Raw genomic sequence first — 17,471 nt, forward strand, 5'->3', positions numbered from 1 at the left:
CGCGCCGCACCCGAGAAAGGACTCCGATGACAGAGCTGTCGCCCGCCGCGACGATCGCCGCCGCCGGCACGACCGGCTTCAAGGCCCCCGGCACCACGCCCGACAAGACCCCGCGCGGTTACACACCCGGCCTTGCCGCCGTCAACTTCGGCGTCTATCTCGCACTGCTCACGCCGGTGCTCGTGTCCATGGCCTTCAAGGTGCAGCACATCACCGCGACGCCCGAAGAGGCCACGGCGCAGCTCGGCCTGATCATGGGTGTCGGCGCGCTGTTCGCCCTCATCGCGAACCCGCTCGCAGGCCGCCTCTCCGACCGCACGACGTCGCGCTTCGGCATGCGCCGGCCCTGGATCCTCGGCGGCACGCTCGTCGGACTCGGCGGGTTCGCGCTCATCGGCGTCGCGAACTCGGTGTGGGTCGTCCTCATCGCCTGGTGCCTCGTGCAGACCTCGATGAACGCGGTCCTCGCGGCGGCGAACGCGACGCTGCCCGACCAGGTGCCGGTCAGCGGCCGCGGCAAGGTGTCGGGCATCATCGGGCTCACAACGCCCCTCGGCATCCTCGCGGGCTCGTTCCTGGTGAACTTCCTGTCGGACGACTTCGCGCGCTTCGTGGTGCCGGCCGCCATCGCCACCGTGCTCTCGGTGCTGTTCGTCCTCGTCCTGAAGGACCGCCGCCTCGACGAGAAGCCCGCCCAGAAGTTCACGGTCGGGCAGTTCTTCGGCTCGTTCGTCTTCAACCCGCGCAAGCACCCCGACTTCGGCTGGACCTGGCTCACCAAGTTCCTCGTCATGTTCGGCTACGCCGGCATCGCCACGTTCCTGCCCTTCTACCTCACCGAGAAGTTCGGTCTCGACGAGCAGACCGCGATCTCGACGATCCTCATCGCCAACCTCGCCTCCATGCTCGCCATGGCGATCTCGGGCCCGCTGGGCGGCGTGCTGTCCGACAAGATCGGCAAGCGCCGCCCGTTCGTCGCCATCGCCGGGGTCATCATGGTCGTCGGTCTCGTGACCCTCGCGTTCGCGCCGAGCGTCGCGGTGGTGCTCATCGCCCAGGCGATCATCGGCCTCGGCGCCGGCTCGTTCATGTCGGTCGACCTCGCCCTCGCGACCGAGGTGCTGCCGAACCCCGATGACACCGCGAAGGACCTCGGCGTGCTCAACATCGCCAACGCGCTTCCGCAGTCGATCGCGCCGGCCATCGCTCCCGGCATCATCGCGATCGGCGCCACCACGCCGCTCGGCGGCTACACCACGTATTACCTCTTCGGCGCGCTCGTCGCCCTCGCCGGCGCCGTGCTCGTCTACCGCATCAAGGGAGTGAAGTGATGACCGACACCACCACAACGGATGCCGCGACCTCGGCCGTTGCCGACCGCCCGTGGCTCGACGCGAGCCTGCCCGTCGCCGAGCGCGTCGAGCTGCTGCTGGCAGAGATGACGCTGGAGGAGAAGGCGGGCCTCCTCTTCCAGACCATGATCACGATGGGCGAGGACGGCGAGCTCGCCGAGGCCGACCCGGTGTTCGGTCTGCCGTCGAACCGCGAGTACGTGCTCGAGAAGGGCATGACGCACTTCAACCTGCTCGGCGTCGCCCCTACCGCGGGTGCGATCGCCCACTGGCACAACAAGCTGCAGGAGCTCGCGGCATCCACTCGACTCGGCATCCCCGTGACGATCTCCACCGATCCGCGCCACTCGTTCACCGAGAACCCGGGTGCGGCGATGCTCGCGGGTCCGTTCTCGCAGTGGCCCGACGCGCTGGGCCTCGCCGCGACGCGCGACGCGGCGCTCGTCGAGCGGTTCGGCGACATCGCGCGCCAGGAGTACACCGCGGTCGGCATCCGCGTCGCACTGCACCCGCAGGTCGACCTCGCGACCGAGCCCCGCTGGGCGCGTGCGCTCCAGACCTTCGGCGAGGACGCGGAGCTGTCGGGCGAGCTCGGCGCCGCGTACATCCGTGGGTTCCAGAACGGCGAGTCGTTCGGTCCGGGCGCGGTCTCGACCATGGTCAAGCACTTCCCCGGCGGCGGTCCGCAGAAGGACGGCGAAGACCCGCACTTCGCGTACGGGCGCGAGCAGGTCTACCCGGGCGGACAGTTCGAATTGCACCTCAAGCCGTTCGAGGCGGCCTTCGAGGCCGGCGTGCGCCAGGTCATGCCGTACTACGGCATGCCGGTCGGCACCGAGTACGAAGAGGTCGGCTTCGGCTTCAACAAGTCGGTGCTCACCGGCCTGCTGCGCGAGCGCTACGGCTTCGACGGCATCGTGTGCACCGATTGGGGCCTCGTCAACGACGCCGCGATCTTCGGGCAGCCGTTCCCCGCCCGCGCGTGGGGTGTCGAGCACCTCACTCCGGCCGAGCGTGTGCTGAGGATCCTGGATGCCGGCGCCGACCAGTTCGGCGGCGAAGCGTGCCCCGAGCTCGTGGTCGAGCTGGTGGGCGAGGGCCGCATCGCCGAGGACCGCCTCGATGTCTCGGCGCGCCGCCTGCTGCGCGAGAAGTTCCTCCTCGGCCTGTTCGAGAACCCGTACGTCGACGCCGGAGCGGCCGACGCGATCGTGGGCTCGGCCGAGTTCCGTGCCGAGGGCGATGCCGCGCAGCGCGCGTCGATCACCGTGCTGGCCAACCGCGACGCGGCGCTGCCGTTCGCGCGCGGGGCGAAGCTGTACGTCGAGGGCATCGCCCCCGAGGCGGCCGCGGCCTACGGGCAGGTCGTCGCGTCGCCCGCCGAGGCGGATGTCGCGATCCTGCGCCTGCAGGCGCCGTTCGAGCAGCGCGAGACGATGTTCGAGAACTTCTTCCACGCAGGTTCGCTCGAGTTCCCCGCCGAGCTGCTCGCACACATCGCGGAGGTCGCCGCGGCGGTGCCGACAGTGGTCGACGTGTTCCTCGATCGCCCCGCGATCCTCGGCCCCGTGGTCGAGACCGCGCACGCGGTCGTCGGCAACTGGGGTGCGAGCGCCACGGCGCTGCTCGACGTGCTGAGCGGCGCCGCACCCGCACAGGGCAAGCTGCCGTTCGACATCCCCTCGTCGATGGCGGCGGTCGAGGCCTCGCGCCCCGACGTGCCGTTCGACACCGCCGAGCCGCTGTTCCGCTTCGGGCACGGGCTGTCGCTCTGAGCCGCTGAGACGGATGCTGCGCCGCGACCTTGCGGCGCGGCATCCGTCCCTGCGTGCCGGGCGCTGTGCACGTCATGTGCCCTCCCCGAGATCACACGTCACGCGCGACGACATCGTGTGCGTTCGGCGAGAACACATGACGTGGACGGAGTTCGCCAGGGGACGAGGACTGCGCACCGCACCACGGCGAACGTGGGGGTAGACGGCTCACAGCTCCTGGAAGAAGTAGTACGCCCGCTCATCGGTCTGCGGGTCGGACCCGTGAAAGCCGTGGTGTTCGTAGAAGCGCTGCGCATCGACGTCGCCCTCGTCGACGTTGATCTCGATGGCCGACACCCCGTCTCGGCGGCAGTCGGCGACCAGGCGCGCCACGATCGCTCCGCCGATACCCGCCCCGCGCGCCTCGGGCGCGACGTACATCTCGTCGAGCAGGGCCACCGGTCCCGGGTACCAGACGTTGGGGCGCAGCGTCACGAGCGCGACGCCGCGCGCGGGCTCTCCGCCCAGCAGTGCGAACGTCTGCGGCCCGGCGAGCAAGTTGCGCAGGCGCTCGGCCAGCACGACGGGACCTGGAGAGTCGGTGTCGAACTCCGTGTTGAAATCATGCAGCAGCCTCGCGACGCGCTCGGCGTCGTCGACCGTGGCCCTGCGCACCTCTGCGGACGCCATGGCTCCACGGTAGACAGCGGTCCGCAGCCGCGCCACAGGCAGCGCCGCCCGATCCGGAAGGCGCCGGTCGCGCGCTTCGTGTGCACTCGCCGAGCGCCACGCCGTTCGCGCGCGTGTCATGTGCACTCGGCGAGTGCACATGAACTCGACGGCGCGGGTCGCGGCGACGGCCGACGAACAGCCCGTGCACTTAGGCTGGGCGCGACGGGCGACGGCGCCCGCACCGGGAGCGAGCGTGGCCACGAGCAACATCGAGATCGCACAGCAGGCAGACCTCTGGCCGATCGGGAGGATCGCCGAGGATCTCGGCATCCCCGACGACGAGTTGGAGCCGTACGGCCGCTACAAGGCGAAGGTGTCCCTGCGGCACCTGCGGACTCTTCGCGACAGACCCCGCGGGCGGCTTGTGCTGATGACGGCGGTGTCGCCGACGCCGGCCGGTGAGGGCAAGACCACGACCACCGTCGGGCTCGGCGACGCGCTCAGACGTATCGGCGAACGGGCCATGATCTGCCTGCGCGAGCCCGCGCTCGGGCCGGTGTTCGGCATGAAGGGCGGTGCCGCCGGCGGCGGGTACGCGCAGGTCGTGCCCATGGAAGACATCAACCTCCACTTCACCGGAGACTTCTCGGCGATCGGCATCGCGACGAACCTGCTCGCCGCGCTCATCGACAACCACGTGCACCACGGCAACGCGCTGGGCATCGATGTGCGCCGGGTGACCTGGCGGCGCGTGCTCGACGTCAACGACCGTGCCCTCCGCGACGCCGTGATCGGCCTCGGCGGGCCGTCGAACGGCTACCCCCGAGAGGACGGCTTCGACATCGTCGTGGCGAGCGAGGTGATGGCCATCTTCTGCCTCGCCACCGACCTCGCCGACCTCAAGGAGCGCCTCGGCGAGATCGTGGTCGCGTACACCCGAGACCGTACGCCGGTGCGCGCGCGCGACCTCAGAGCGCACGGCGCGATGGCGGCGATCCTTCGTGATGCGCTCGCCCCCAACCTCGTCCAGACGCTCGAGCACACGCCGGCGTTCGTGCACGGCGGACCGTTCGCCAACATCGCGCACGGCTGCAACTCGTACCTCGCCACGGACTCCGCGCTGCGCATGGCCGACTACGTCGTCACCGAGGCGGGGTTCGGCGCCGATCTCGGCGCGGAGAAGTTCGTCGACATCCTGTGCCGCACGACCGGCCTCCGGCCCGACGTGGCCGTCGTCGTCGCGACCGTGCGCGCGATGAAGTACCACGGCGGTGTGGAGGTCGCCGACCTGCCGCACGAGAACGTCGCGGCGCTCGAGCACGGCACGGCCAACCTGGTGCGGCACCTGAAGACCATCCGCGAGACGTGGGGGATCCCGGCGGTCGTCGCGATCAACCATCGCGCGGAAGACACGGATGCCGAGATCGCAGCGCTGGTCGCCGCGTCGGAGGCCATCGGGGTCACGGCCGTGGTTGCGAGGCACTTCGCCGAGGGCGGCGCGGGCGCCGAGAGCCTCGCGCGCGAGGTGGTGCGGCTCTGCGGTGCCCCCGATGCAGTTCGGGGACCGGATGCGGCTTCGGGCGCTGATGCGGCTTCGGGCGCTGATGCGGCTCCGGGCGTGGGTACGGCTCGGGGCGCGGATGCGGCTTCGGGCGCTGATGCGGCTCCGGGCGCTGATGCGGCTCGGGGCGCTGATGCGGCTCGGGGCGCTGATGCGGCTCGGGGCGCTGATGCGGCTCGGGGCGCTGATGCGGCTTCGGGCGTGGGTACGGCCCAGGAAGCCGGGGGCCTCCGCTTCACCTACCCCGACGATGCGACGCTGTGGCACAAGATGAGCGCGATCGCGACACGCATCTACGGAGCCTCGGAGGTGACGGCCTCGACGGCGGTGCGGGCTCAGATCAAGCGCCTGCAGGACGACGGGTACGGCGGCTATCCGGTGTGCGTCGCGAAGACCCAGTACTCGTTCTCGACCGACCCGAAGCTGCGCGGTGCGCCGACCGGACACGCCGTCGACGTTCGCGAGGTGCGCCTCGCCGCCGGCGCGCGCTTCGTGGTGATGGTCTGCGGCGACATCATGACGATGCCCGGCCTGCCCGCGGTTCCGGCCGCGAACACGATCGACGTCGACGACGACGGCCGCATCGTCGGGCTCTTCTGACCGCCGCGAGCTTTCCTCAATTGAGGAGCTGTGCCGAAATGCGGAGCGCGCGGCGGCGTGTCGCCCCTCATCCCGGCTCTGCTCCTCATTTGAGGAACACGCGTACCACCCGCGGCAACCGCCGCAGGCGGCGGGCGTCACGCCGGCGGGAACGTCCGCACGCGGTCGACCCGCAGCACGTGGGGGAGCGCAGCGAGGTCGCGTGTGCCGTCCGCGCGGGCGGTCCTCAGTTGAGGATCTCTGCCGAGCTGCGGAGCGGGCATCGGCGTGTCGCTCCTCATCCCGGCTCTGCTCCTCATTTGAGGAACGCGCGTACCACCCGCGGCAACCGCCGCAGGCGGCGGGCGTCACGCCGGCGGGAACGTCCGCACGCGGTCGACCCGCAGCACGTGGGGGAGCGCAGCGAGGTCGCGTGTGCCGTCCGCGCGGGGGAACTCGTAGACGTCGAGCATGAGCTGCATCGGGTAGTCGATCGTCTGGTTCACGGTCTTCACCCACCGATGGTCGATGAAGAAGCGCAGCCCGTCCGGTGTCCACTCCACGGCGTAGTCGTGGAAGCCGGTGAGGTCGCCGTCGACACGGATCTTCTCGAAGTCCTGGTGCAGACGCGGATCGTCCTGAGCCTTCACGCCCACACCCACCCAGCCGCCGTCGGCGTCGATCTCGGATCCGAAGATCTCGGCGACGCAGATCTCGCCGCAGTCGTCGGGCCGCTCCTCGAACCCGATCGGCCAGAAGGCGACCATCGCGTCGGGATGCCGCACCGCGGCCATCCGCACCTCGATCACGCCGTAGTGCGGAAGATGCAGGCGGCGCTCGGGCTGCGCCTCGCGCACGACGAGTCCGTCGCGGAAGCGGTGCTGCCCGATCGAACCGCCCAATGGTCCCGAGAACTGGCCGGTCTGCAGGTGCGACACGCGGTTCCCGCCGTCGAACTCCGGCGACCACGCGGGCGTGTCCGCGTCGATGCGCAGCTCGAGCCCTTCCGGAGCCACCGAGTACCGTGCCGCGGTCCGCTCGCGCGTCGACCAGTGCGCGAGGTAGTAGGGCCACCACACCTTCTCGTCGAGCACGCCTTCGTCGAACCGCTCGTCGAGGTCGGGCTCGCGGCTGTCGAGGTCGAGGGGCGCCATGTCGAGCACCCAGGCGTTGAACGTGAGTTCCGAGCCGCGCCACGGCATGCTCCCCGACCCGTGATGCGCGAATCCGGCGGTGCGGCACAGCGCGTTGGACGGGGGATTGTCGACGCCCGGGTAGGCGACCACCAGATCGCGCTCGCCCCGGGCGGCGACCAGCCGGATGACGAGCCGCAGCGCCGCGCGGGCGATGCCCCGCCCCTGCCACTCGGGGAAGACGTGCCATCCCGTCTCCCACGCCGGCGTACCCTCGTGCTCGACCTGCCAGTAGCCGATGCCGCCGACGGGCGTGCCGTCGAGCTCGATCCGGTACATCGCGGCTTCGCCCGCGGCCCCGAGCCGCAGGTAGCGCTGCTGTCGCTCCTCGAGCTGCGCCGGCGTCTCGGGCCCGCCCAGGTGGGCCGTCATCTCGGGCGTGTTGGCGCGCTCCAGCAGCGGCAGGTCTGCGGGACCCCACGGTGCGAGCGTCACGGCTGCGTTCATCGCGCCCATTGTGCGCCGTCTCCCCGACACCGCACCACCCATGCGTGTCCGCGGCGCCGGCTCACCGGCATCCTCGGCTCAGCGGTCGGTGACGAGGATCGTGTTGCCGTCGGGATCTGTCGCGGTGAAGAACAGACAGCGGTCCGGGTCGCCCAGCACGTCGGTCGGGTGCGCGCCGAGCCGGGCGAGCCGCTCGTGCACCGACGCGAGGTCGTCGACGCGGAAGTTGCACGTCGCCCACGGCAGACCGGGCTCGACGTGGATGCCGCTCTTCGGGCCCATCAGCGTCACCTGGCCGTGCGAGCCTGCGAGCACACTCGAGACGTCGGTCTCCTCGCCGATGCCGAGGCCGAAGGCATCGGCGTACCAGTGCGCTCCCGCGCGCGGGTCGTGGACGGGGATGAACGCGGTCGTGATGGCCGTCGGCGGGGGCGTCATGGCGATGAGCCTACGACCGTCCACCGCCCTCGAACAGGCGGTGAAGGCGCCCGCCTGTGCCTCTCGCACAACGCGGCGTCGCCCCGTCTTGGACAGCTGTTGTGGACATCCACCAGTCGCTTTGAGCAGGGCTTGTGGGGGTCCTACGGTCGAGGTGACCTTCCTTCTGTCCATCGCACCGAGAGGTGATGCACATGGCCGACGCCGCCGTCCGCACCAAAAAGCCCGCCACCAGCAAGCGCACGCCTGCCGGTGGCGCCCCGACCGCCCCGCACACGGCGGCTGAGGCATCCGATCCCCGCATAGACATCGCCGCTGTGACCGACCTCCTCCTCGGCACATGGGGCGACACCCGCCGCGAGGCTCGCGAGATGATCAAGGACCCCGCCTTCTGGCGCATCGACGGGCAGCCGATGCCCGAGCACCGGGAGCGCGTGCTGACGCAGCTGCACCTGCTGGTCGAGCACGGCGGCTCGCGCCGCGCCTTCCCCGAGGAGTACGGCGGCCTGAACGACAACGGGGCGAACCTCGCGGGCTTCCAGGAGCTCGTGCTCGCCGACCCCAGCCTGCAGATCAAGTCCGGTGTGCAGTGGGGGCTCTTCGGCTCGGCGATCTTCCAGCTCGGCACCCAGAAGCACCACGAGGCGTGGCTGCCGGGCGTCATCGACGTGAGCCTGCCGGGTGCGTTCGCGATGACCGAGACCGGGCACGGATCGGATGTCGCCGCCATCGGCACGACCGCGACCTACGACGCCGACACCGAGGAGTTCGTGATCCACACGCCGTTCCGCGGCGCGTACAAGGACTACCTCGGCAATGCCGCGCTGCACGGCAAGGCGGCGACGGTCTTCGCGCAGCTCATCACCGGCGGCGTCAACTACGGCGTGCACTGCTTCTTCGTGCCGATCCGCGATGACGAGGGCAGCATGCTGCCCGGCATCATCAGCGAGGACGACGGCGTCAAGGGCGGCCTCAACGGCATCGACAACGGCCGGCTCGCGTTCGACCAGGTGCGCGTCCCGCGCTTCAACCTGCTCGACCGCTACGGCCAGGTCGCCGCGGACGGCTCGTACACGTCCGACATCCCGAGCCCCGGTCGCCGCTTCTTCACGATGCTCGGGGCGCTGGTGCAGGGGCGCGTCTCGCTCGACGGCGCAGCGACCACCGGCACCGCCCTCGCCCTGCGCATCGCGCTGACGTACGCGAACCAGCGCCGCCAGTTCGACTCGGGCGCCGGTACCGAAGAGGTCGTGCTGCTGGACTACGGCAAGCACCAGCGGCGCCTGCTGCCCCTCCTCGCGCAGAACTATGCGCAGTTCTTCAGCCACGACGAGCTGCTGCGGAAGTTCGACGCGGTCTTCTCGGGGCGCACCGACACCTCCGAGGAGCGCGAGGATCTCGAGACCCTCGCGGCGGCACTGAAGCCGCTCAGCACGTGGAATGCGCTCAGCACCATCCAGGAGGCCCGTGAGGCGTGCGGCGGCTCGGGCTTCCTCGCCGAGAACCGCCTGGTCGGCCTGCATCAGGACCTCGACGTCTACGTCACCTTCGAGGGCGACAACAACGTCCTGCTCCAGCTGGTCGGCAAGCGCCTCCTGTCGGACTACGCCAAGCAGTTCAAGGGGGCGGATGCCGCGAAGCTGGCCCGCTTCGCCGTCGGCCAGACCGCCGGCAAGCTGTTCCACGGCGCGGGCCTGCGTCAGCTCGGCCAGGCCGTCGCCGACTTCGGCTCGACGGCACGCTCGGTGGAGCTGGGCCTACGCGAGGACCAGCAGCACGAGCTGCTCGCCGGTCGCGTGCAGCGGATGGTCGCCGATGTCGCCGCGGCGCTGCGCCCGGCGTCCAAGCTGTCGCCGGCAGAGGCCGCGGCCCTGTTCAACAGCCACCAGGCCGAGCTCATCGAGGCGGCTCGCGCCCACGCCGAGCTGCTGCAGTGGGAGGCGTTCACGGACGGGGTCAACCGCGTCTCCGACGAAGGCACCACGCAGGTGCTGACCTGGCTGCGCGATCTGTTCGGGATGCACCTGATCGAGAAGCACCTCGCCTGGTACCTCGTCAGCGGGCGTCTGTCGGCGCAGCGTGCGGCATCCGTCTCCCGCTACATCGACCGCCTCTGCGCGCGGCTCCGCCCCCACGCGCAGGACCTGGTCGACGCCTACGGCTTCGCGCCCGAGCACGTGCGGGCGCCCATCGCGTCGGGTGCCGAGCGCGCCCGTCAGGACGAGGCCCGCGAGTACTACCGCGCGCTCGCCGCGTCGGGCAAGGCGCCGGTGTCGGAGAAGTCGCTCAAGAAGAAGTGACCGCGGGGTTGCCGCCCGCGAAGGTCACGGAACGGTAACGATGCGCGGAAGGGTGTCCGGAATCGCGGGGTTCCGGACATATTCCGTCTGAAGGCGGCTTCCGAGTCGTCGCGGTCGTCGACGGCTGTGCCCGCGGCATCCGGCGTGTCCTCTCGGGTTCGGGGCGCACGGCGAACGTTCGGGGCGTGCGCCGTGCGCCCCAACTGCGCGCGGTGCGCCCCAAACCCGGAAGTGGACGGATGCGGCGACCCTGTCCGGGTCAGGCGGCCCAGCCGCACATGCCGCACTCGCCGGTCGCTGATACCTCGACGAAGCAGTTCGGGCACATCGCGCGCACGCGGTCGGGGATCGTGGGCTTCGAGACGCGGCGCTCGGCTGCAGGACGCGATGCAGGTCGCCCGGTTCCGCGCGCCGGGGCGACGGATGCCGCAGCCGGCGGCCGCTGGATGACCGGGCGGTGCTCCGCGCAGTAGAACCGCACGTAGCCGTCGTGGTTCTTCGGGTGCCGGTGCTTGTACGCCCAGAGTTCGGTGCGCTCCCGCGGTTCGGAGTCCGCGCCGCACGTGAAGCACCGCGTCGGCTCCCCGGGCACGACGTCGGCGACCAGCACGAGAGTGTCGAAGGGGATGGCGTCCCGCCAGTCCGACGAAGCGACGATCTTCATGGCGTTTCCTCCCAGCGCGGGCCCGGCAGAGGCCCGACATTCCACGGTAAGCGACGGGGGAGGCATCCGGCGACCGAAGGTGCGACCTCCACATGAAGGTTGGGGGATGCCGTCCATCGGCCTCTTCGCTGCCGACCGGGCGTCGGCGCCCGCGCATAGTCTGACCGGGTGAGCATCGACGTCCGCCTCGGAGCCGACGGCCGCGCGCGCTGCGCGTGGGTCGGCGACGACCTCGAGTACGCCCGCTACCACGACGAGGAGTGGGGCGTGCCGCTGCACGGCGACCGGGCGCTCTTCGAGAAGATGAGCCTCGAAGGCTTCCAGGCCGGCCTCTCGTGGATCACGATCCTGCGCAAGCGTCCGCGCTTCCGCGAGGTGTTCGCCGGCTTCGAGCCCGAGACCGTGGCGGCGTTCGGCGACGACGACATCGCGCGACTGATGACGGATGCCGGCATCATTCGCAATCGCGCCAAGATCGAGGCCACGATCTCCAACGCACGGCTCGTGCTCGACCTCGAACCGGGTGAGCTCGACGCATTCATGTGGTCGTTCGCGCCGGCATCCCACCGTCGCCCGGCGACGTTCGCCGAGGTGCCCGCCACCACTCCCGCGTCGGACGCTCTGAGCAAGGCCCTGCGCAAGCGCGGCTTCCGGTTCGTCGGACCGACGACGATGTACGCGCTGATGCAGTCCGCCGGCATGGTCGACGACCACGTCGACGGCTGCTGGCGGGTGATTTCGTAGAAACGGATAGTCTATCCGTTTCGGGTGTACGCTGGAGGCATGAGCCCCCGAGCCGACGCCGTTCGCAGCCGTGAGCGCATCCTCGAGGTCGCGCGCGGACGCGACGCCCGCACCCTCCGCCTCAATGACATCGCCCGTGATGCCGGCGTCGGGATCGGCACCGTCTACCGCCACTTCCCGACCGTCCGGGCCCTGATCGAGGCCCTCAGCGTCGAAACCCTGATGCGGCTGGGCGCCGCCGCAGACCGCGCTGTCGCCGAGCCCGATGCGCACGCGGCGTTCCGGGGATTCCTCGAAGACGCGCTCACGCTGCAACTGCAGGACAGCGGCCTCGAGACCGTGCTCACGGACCTCGCCCTCACCGACCCCGACCTGCACGACGAATGCACCGTCGCGCGAGGCAAGGTCTTCACGGGGTACGACGCGGTGCTCTCGCGCGCGCAGCGGGACGGCGTGGTGCGCCGCGACCTCTCGGTCGCCCAGCTTCAGCGCCTGATCTGCGGGGTCGAGCACGCCGTGCGTCTCGGCGCTCCTGCCGACCGCGACCTGCTGCTCGACATCCTGCTCTCGGGCATGCGCCCGGCAGCCCTCGACTCACCGGCCGCGACCACGGCCGCGCCGATCCGCCGCAGCGCGGCCATCGGCTGAAAGGACCCCATGGACTACGGACACTCTCTCGAATTCGGCGCCTTCATCACGCCCGCGGCCGCGACCCCCGAAGCCCCGGTGCTGCTGTCGCAGGTGGCCGAGGCATCGGGGCTCGATCTCGTCACCTTCCAGGACCACCCGTATCAGCCGGCGTTCCTCGACACGTGGACGCTCATGTCGTTCGTCGCGGCGCGCACCGACTCGATCCGGATCGCGCCGAACGTGCTCAACGTGCCGCTGCGGCCGCCCGCCGTCGTGGCGCGTGCGGCGGCGAGCATCGACCTGCTCTCGGGCGGGCGTTTCGACCTCGCGCTCGGCGCCGGCGGCTTCTGGGACGCCATCGAGGCCATGGGAGGCGCGCGCCTCACCCCCGGGCAGGCGGTGACGGCCCTCGAAGAGGCGATCGACGTCATCCGGGCGCTCTGGCGCACCGACGAGCGTGGCGGCGTCTTCACCGACGGCCGGTACCACCGGGTGCACGGGGCGAAGCGCGGCCCGCGGCCCGCGCACGACATCCCGATCCACATCGGGGCGTACAAGCCGCGCATGCTGGCGCTGACCGGCCGCAAGGGCGACGGCTGGCTGCCCTCGCTCGGCTACCTGCAGCCCGGCGACCTCGCCAAGGGGAACGCCGCCATCGACGAAGCCGCGCAGTCCGTCGGCCGTGATCCGCGCGAGATCCGGCGCCTGCTGAACGTCGGGCAGCTCGCCGCCGACCCCCGGGAGTTCGCCGAGCGTCTCGCGCGCCTCGCGCTCGAGGACGGCATCGGCACCTTCATCCTCGCGGGCGACGACCCGAACCTGCTGCAGCGCTTCGGGGAGGACGTGGCGCCGGCGGTCCGCGAGCTCGTGGCGGTGGAACGCGGCATCCGTGGCGTCTCGGCGGCGCCGGTGCGGTCGTCGGCTGCGCTCGCCGCCCGTCGTGACGGCATCGCGTACGACGACGTTCCGGCAGGACTGACGGCGATCGAGCCCGGCGACTTCGACTATGGCGACGTGCGCGCGACCTACATGCGCGGCGGCGCACCGGGCCTCGTGCTGCAGCCGGCCTCGCCGCAGCAGGTCGGGCAGGCGATCGCCTTCGCGCGGCGGCATCCCGAACTGCCGCTCTCGGTCCGCAGCGGCGGCCACGGCATCAGCGGCCGCAGCACGAACGACGGCGGCATCGTGATCGACCTCCGGCGGCTCGATGAGATCCAGGTGCTCGACGCCGAGCGGCGTCTCGTGCGGATCGGACCCGGCGCGCGCTGGGCGCAGGTCGCCGCGGTGCTGGGCGAGCGCGGCTGGGCGCTGACCTCGGGCGACTACGGCGGTGTGGGCGTCGGCGGGCTCGCCACCGCGGGCGGCATCGGCCTGCTCGCGCGCGAGCACGGTCTCACCATCGACCACCTGCGGGCGGCCGAGGTGGTGCTCGCCGACGGCTCGATCGTGCGGACGGACGCCTCGACCCACCCCGAGCTGTTCTGGGCCGTCCGGGGCGCCGGCGCCAACGTGGGCGTCGTCACCGCCTTCGAGTTCGAGGTCGACGAGGTCGGTCAGGTGGGATACGCGCAGCTCGCGTTCCAGGTCGACGACGTCGCGGCCTTCCTCGAGGGCTACGGCCGCATCGTGGAGTCGTCGCCCCGAGATCTCACGCTGTTCCTGCTGACCGGCGGCCCCCGACCGGGGCAGCCGCAGGTGGTGCAGCTGTACGGCGTGGTCGACTCCGACGATCCCGACACGATCATCGCCCGCCTGCAGCCGTTCGCCGAACTCGCCCCGCTCGTGCAGCAGTCGGTGCAGCTGACGACGTACGCGCAGATCATGGCGAACGCCGACCTCGGCCCGCAGCACGGGGCCGGCGAGCCGCACTCGCGCTCCGGGCTGATCGAGCACGTCACGCCGGCCTTCGCCGCGGCGGCGGCACGGATGCTGGAATCCGGCGCCGTGCCGTTCTTCCAGCTGCGCGCGGTCGGCGGGGCGGTGGCCGACGTCGCCGAGGACGCGACCGCCTACGCGCACCGCTCGGCGAACTTCTCGGTGGCGGCGCTCGGATCCCACCCGGACCGCCTCGACGCCCAGTGGCGCGCGCTCGCCGCGCACGTGGACGGCATGTACCTGAGCTTCGACTCGTCCGAGCGGCCGGAGCGGATCGCCGAGGCCTTCCCGCCCGCGACGCTCGCTCGCCTCCGGGCGATCAAGGCCGCGTACGACCCGGCCTGCGTCTTCCGCGACAACTTCGCGATCGAGCCCGCCGCCGACGCCGGCGACGCTGCGGAACCCGACGCGGCCTGAGTCGCGGCATCCGTCCTGGGTTCTCGGGGTGTGGGGCGCATGGCGTGCGTTTGGGGCGCACGGTGCGCGCCCCAAACGCTCGCGGTGCGCCCCAAACCCGGAAGGGAGCCCGGCCGCCCCAGCCGACGCAGGCCCCGCCGACGCGTGCCCCCGCCGACGCGGCCGAGCCGCGGCATCCGTCCTGGGTTCTCGGGGTGTGGGGCGCATGGCGTCCCCTTGGGGCGCACGCCGCGCGCCCCGAACGTTCGCGGTGCGCCCCAAACCCGGGAGGGAGCCCGGCCGCCGGCACGCCGCGCGCCCCGAACGTTCGCGGTGCGCCCCATACCCGGGGAGGGGACCGGGGCCGGACACGGATCGAGCAGGATTCAGGAAGCGCGGTGTCCGCATCGCCGGGCAGACTGTGGGCATGGCAGAGAACCCCCCTTCGCACGTCGCCGATTCGCACGAGGTCATCCGGGTCGTGGGTGCGCGCGAGAACAACCTCAAGAACGTGTCGGTCGAGATCCCGAAGCGCCGGCTCACGGTCTTCACGGGGGTGAGCGGGTCGGGCAAGTCGTCGCTGGTGTTCGGCACGATCGCGAACGAGTCGCAGCGGCTCATCAACGAGACCTACCCGACGTTCGTGCAGCAGTTCATGGGGCAGCTCAGCCGCCCCGAGGTCGACGCGCTCGAGAACGTGAGCCCCGCGATCATCGTCGACCAGGAGCGCATGGGCTCGAACGCGCGATCGACGGTGGGCACGGCGACCGACGCGCACGCGATGCTGCGGCTGCTGTTCAGCCGCATCGGGCAGCCGCACGTGGGCTCGCCGCAGGCGTTCTCGTTCAACATCCCGTCTGTCTCGGGCGCCGGCGCGGTCACCTTCGAGAAGTCGGGCAAGAAGGTCAAGGAGCGCCGCTCGTTCGAGATCACCGGCGGCATGTGCCCGCGCTGCGAGGGCCTCGGCGAGGTGAGCGACGTCGACCTCGAGGAGCTGTACGACAAGACCAAGTCGCTCGCCGAGGGTGCGATGACGGTGCCGGGCTACAACGTCGACGGCTGGATGGTGAAGGGGTTCACCGAGTCGGGCTTCGTCGATCCGGCCAAGCCCATCCAGGACTACACCGACCAGGAACGCGCGGACTTCCTCTACAAGGAGCCGACGAAGGTCAAGATCAACGGCATCAACATGACCTACGAGGGTCTCGTGCCGAAGATCACCAAGTCGTTCCTCCAGAAGGACCGCGACTCGCTGCAGCCGCACGTCCGCGCCTTCGTCGACCGAGCGGTGAAGTTCATGCCGTGCCCCGACTGCGGCGGCACGCGTCTCAACGAGGGCGCGCGGTCGTCGAAGATCAACGGGACCAGCATCGCGGATGCCGCGGCCATGCAGATCACGGATCTCGCGGCGTGGCTCGACACGGTGGACGACCCGTCCGTCGCGCCGCTGATGGTGGGCCTGCGTCAGACGATCGCGTCGTTCATCGACATCGGGCTCGGATACCTGTCGCTCGACCGATCGTCGGGCACGCTCTCGGGCGGCGAGGCGCAGCGCACCAAGATGATCCGGCACCTCGGCTCGGCGCTGACCGACATCAGCTACGTGTTCGACGAGCCGACGGCGGGCCTGCACCCGCACGACATCGAGCGCATGAACCGGCTGCTCAAGCTGCTGCGCGACAAGGGCAACACCGTGCTGGTCGTCGAGCACAAGCCCGAGGTGATCGAGATCGCCGACCACGTGGTCGATCTGGGGCCGGGCGCCGGTCGCGCGGGTGGCGAGGTGCAGTACGAGGGGGATGTCGCGGGCCTGCGCGCGTCCGGCACCATCACGGGCCGTCACCTCGACGACCGAGCGCGGCTCAAGGAGTCGACCCGCGACGCGAAGGGCGCGCTCGAGATCCGCGGCGCGACCCAGCACAACCTCAAAGAGGTCGACGTGGACGTGCCGCTCGGCATCCTGACCGTCGTCACCGGCGTCGCCGGCTCCGGCAAGTCGTCGCTCATCCACGGCAACGTGCCCGGCTTCGACGATGTCGTCGTGGTCGACCAGGCGCCGATCAAGGGCAACCGGCGCTCGAGTCCGGCCACGTATACCGGCATCCTCGACACGATCCGCTCGGCGTTCGCCAAGGCCAACGGGGTCAAGCCGGCGCTGTTCAGCGCCAACTCCGAAGGGGCGTGCCCCGCATGCCGCGGCCTCGGCGTGATCATCACCAACCTCGGCTTCACGCAGACCGTCGAGACACTGTGCGAGCTGTGCGAAGGCTCGGGCTTCAGCGACGAGGTGCTGGAGTACACCCTCGATGGCAAGAACATCGCCGAGGTGCTCGCGATGTCGGCGACCGAGGCGGCCGCGTTCCTCGGCAAGGGCCCCGCGCACACCATCCTGGTGCGCATGATCGACGTCGGCCTCGGCTACCTGACCCTCGGCCAGGCGCTCAACACGCTGTCGGGCGGTGAGCGGCAGCGCCTCAAGCTCGCGATCTCGATGGCCAAGAAGGGTGCGATCTATGTGCTCGACGAGCCCACGACCGGACTGCACCTCGCCGACGTCCAGAACATGCTCGGCATGCTCGATCGCCTGGTCGAAGCCGGCAACAGCGTGATCGTGATCGAGCACCACCAGGCGGTCATGGCGCACGCCGACTGGATCATCGACATCGGGCCCGGCGCCGGCCACGACGGCGGGGCGATCGTGTTCGAGGGCACCCCGGCCGACCTGGTCGCGGCGGCCGACACGCTCACCGCTCAGCACCTGCGCGAGTATGTCGGCGCTCGCGAAGGCGTCGCCGCGTCCTGACGCGGCGAGGCGCCCCCGCCAGCGCATGCCGATCGATGGGTCTTTGTCCCCATCGATCGGCAC

General features: G+C 70.9%; 12 protein-coding genes. 8 read left to right on the forward strand and 4 right to left on the reverse strand.

Features of this window, described 5'->3' with window-relative positions:
* The first annotated feature begins 26 nt into the window (after positions 1-26).
* Positions 27-1,331 carry an MFS transporter gene (locus ACI3KX_RS12805; RefSeq protein WP_404909957.1) on the forward strand — a complete coding sequence of 435 codons (1,305 nt, stop codon included), beginning with the start codon at positions 27-29 and terminating at the stop codon, positions 1,329-1,331.
* A complete protein-coding gene (locus ACI3KX_RS12810) occupies positions 1,331-3,127 on the forward strand; it encodes a glycoside hydrolase family 3 protein (protein WP_404909958.1) in 1,797 nt (598 codons plus the stop codon). The genes ACI3KX_RS12805 and ACI3KX_RS12810 overlap by 1 nt, the downstream gene beginning before the upstream one ends.
* 207 nt (positions 3,128-3,334) lie before the next feature.
* Here ACI3KX_RS12810 and ACI3KX_RS12815 read toward each other — a convergent pair whose 3' ends face one another.
* Positions 3,335-3,796 carry a GNAT family N-acetyltransferase gene (locus ACI3KX_RS12815; RefSeq protein ID WP_404909959.1) on the reverse strand — a complete coding sequence of 154 codons (462 nt, stop codon included), beginning with the start codon at positions 3,794-3,796 and terminating at the stop codon, positions 3,335-3,337.
* 139 nt (positions 3,797-3,935) lie between these two features.
* On the opposite strand from ACI3KX_RS12815, the gene ACI3KX_RS12820 reads away from it, so the two are divergent.
* Positions 3,936-5,939 (forward strand): formate--tetrahydrofolate ligase, encoded by a 2,004-nt coding sequence (locus tag ACI3KX_RS12820; protein WP_404909960.1) that lies wholly within the window; start codon positions 3,936-3,938, stop codon positions 5,937-5,939.
* Between the two features lie 347 nt (positions 5,940-6,286).
* On the opposite strand, the gene ACI3KX_RS12825 is transcribed toward ACI3KX_RS12820, so the two are convergent.
* Positions 6,287-7,558: a GNAT family N-acetyltransferase gene (locus tag ACI3KX_RS12825; protein WP_404909961.1), complete on the reverse strand. Its 1,272-nt coding sequence runs from the start codon at positions 7,556-7,558 to the stop codon at positions 6,287-6,289.
* Between the two features lie 78 nt (positions 7,559-7,636).
* Complete coding sequence (locus tag ACI3KX_RS12830) at positions 7,637-7,996, reverse strand: VOC family protein (protein ID WP_363356458.1); 360 nt, start codon at positions 7,994-7,996, stop codon at positions 7,637-7,639.
* A gap of 194 nt (positions 7,997-8,190) precedes the next feature.
* On the opposite strand from ACI3KX_RS12830, the gene ACI3KX_RS12835 reads away from it, so the two are divergent.
* A complete protein-coding gene (locus ACI3KX_RS12835) occupies positions 8,191-10,296 on the forward strand; it encodes an acyl-CoA dehydrogenase (RefSeq protein ID WP_404909962.1) in 2,106 nt (701 codons plus the stop codon).
* A gap of 259 nt (positions 10,297-10,555) precedes the next feature.
* Here ACI3KX_RS12835 and ACI3KX_RS12840 read toward each other — a convergent pair whose 3' ends face one another.
* Positions 10,556-10,960, reverse strand: a complete 405-nt coding sequence (locus ACI3KX_RS12840; RefSeq protein WP_363356461.1) for a glucose-6-phosphate dehydrogenase — start codon at positions 10,958-10,960, stop codon at positions 10,556-10,558.
* A gap of 174 nt (positions 10,961-11,134) precedes the next feature.
* On the opposite strand from ACI3KX_RS12840, the gene ACI3KX_RS12845 reads away from it, so the two are divergent.
* The 4 genes from ACI3KX_RS12845 (at position 11,135) to ACI3KX_RS12860 (ending at position 17,408) form a co-directional block, all read left to right on the forward strand.
* Positions 11,135-11,704: a DNA-3-methyladenine glycosylase I gene (locus tag ACI3KX_RS12845; protein ID WP_363357045.1), complete on the forward strand. Its 570-nt coding sequence runs from the start codon at positions 11,135-11,137 to the stop codon at positions 11,702-11,704.
* A gap of 39 nt (positions 11,705-11,743) precedes the next feature.
* Positions 11,744-12,352, forward strand: coding sequence for a helix-turn-helix domain-containing protein (locus tag ACI3KX_RS12850; RefSeq protein ID WP_349425882.1), 609 nt, complete (start codon positions 11,744-11,746; stop codon positions 12,350-12,352).
* 9 nt (positions 12,353-12,361) lie between these two features.
* On the forward strand, positions 12,362-14,626 hold the full coding sequence (locus tag ACI3KX_RS12855; RefSeq protein WP_404909963.1) for an LLM class flavin-dependent oxidoreductase: 2,265 nt from the start codon (positions 12,362-12,364) through the stop codon (positions 14,624-14,626).
* 406 nt (positions 14,627-15,032) lie between these two features.
* The gene (locus tag ACI3KX_RS12860; RefSeq protein WP_404909964.1) at positions 15,033-17,408 is read left to right on the forward strand and encodes an ATP-binding cassette domain-containing protein; all 2,376 of its coding nucleotides are present in this window, start codon (positions 15,033-15,035) and stop codon (positions 17,406-17,408) included.
* The last annotated feature ends 63 nt before the right edge of the window (positions 17,409-17,471 follow it).

This window comes from Microbacterium sp. ZW CA_36 (assembly GCF_044987475.1).
Classification (GTDB): Bacteria; Actinomycetota; Actinomycetes; order Actinomycetales; family Microbacteriaceae; genus Microbacterium.

Bases quoted from the DNA above. Each gene is read 5' to 3' on its own strand.
- ACI3KX_RS12820 (WP_404909960.1), top strand. From the start codon at position 3,936: ATGAACTCGACGGCGCGGGTCGCGGCGACGGCCGACGAACAGCCCGTG.
- ACI3KX_RS12860 (WP_404909964.1), top strand. From the start codon at position 15,033: ATGGCAGAGAACCCCCCTTCGCACGTCGCCGATTCGCACGAGGTCATC.
- ACI3KX_RS12805 (WP_404909957.1), top strand. From the start codon at position 27: ATGACAGAGCTGTCGCCCGCCGCGACGATCGCCGCCGCCGGCACGACC.
- ACI3KX_RS12815 (WP_404909959.1), bottom strand. From the start codon at position 3,796: ATGGCGTCCGCAGAGGTGCGCAGGGCCACGGTCGACGACGCCGAGCGC.
- ACI3KX_RS12855 (WP_404909963.1), top strand. From the start codon at position 12,362: ATGGACTACGGACACTCTCTCGAATTCGGCGCCTTCATCACGCCCGCG.
- ACI3KX_RS12835 (WP_404909962.1), top strand. From the start codon at position 8,191: ATGGCCGACGCCGCCGTCCGCACCAAAAAGCCCGCCACCAGCAAGCGC.
- ACI3KX_RS12850 (WP_349425882.1), top strand. From the start codon at position 11,744: ATGAGCCCCCGAGCCGACGCCGTTCGCAGCCGTGAGCGCATCCTCGAG.
- ACI3KX_RS12825 (WP_404909961.1), bottom strand. From the start codon at position 7,558: ATGAACGCAGCCGTGACGCTCGCACCGTGGGGTCCCGCAGACCTGCCG.
- ACI3KX_RS12830 (WP_363356458.1), bottom strand. From the start codon at position 7,996: ATGACGCCCCCGCCGACGGCCATCACGACCGCGTTCATCCCCGTCCAC.
- ACI3KX_RS12840 (WP_363356461.1), bottom strand. From the start codon at position 10,960: ATGAAGATCGTCGCTTCGTCGGACTGGCGGGACGCCATCCCCTTCGAC.
- ACI3KX_RS12810 (WP_404909958.1), top strand. From the start codon at position 1,331: ATGACCGACACCACCACAACGGATGCCGCGACCTCGGCCGTTGCCGAC.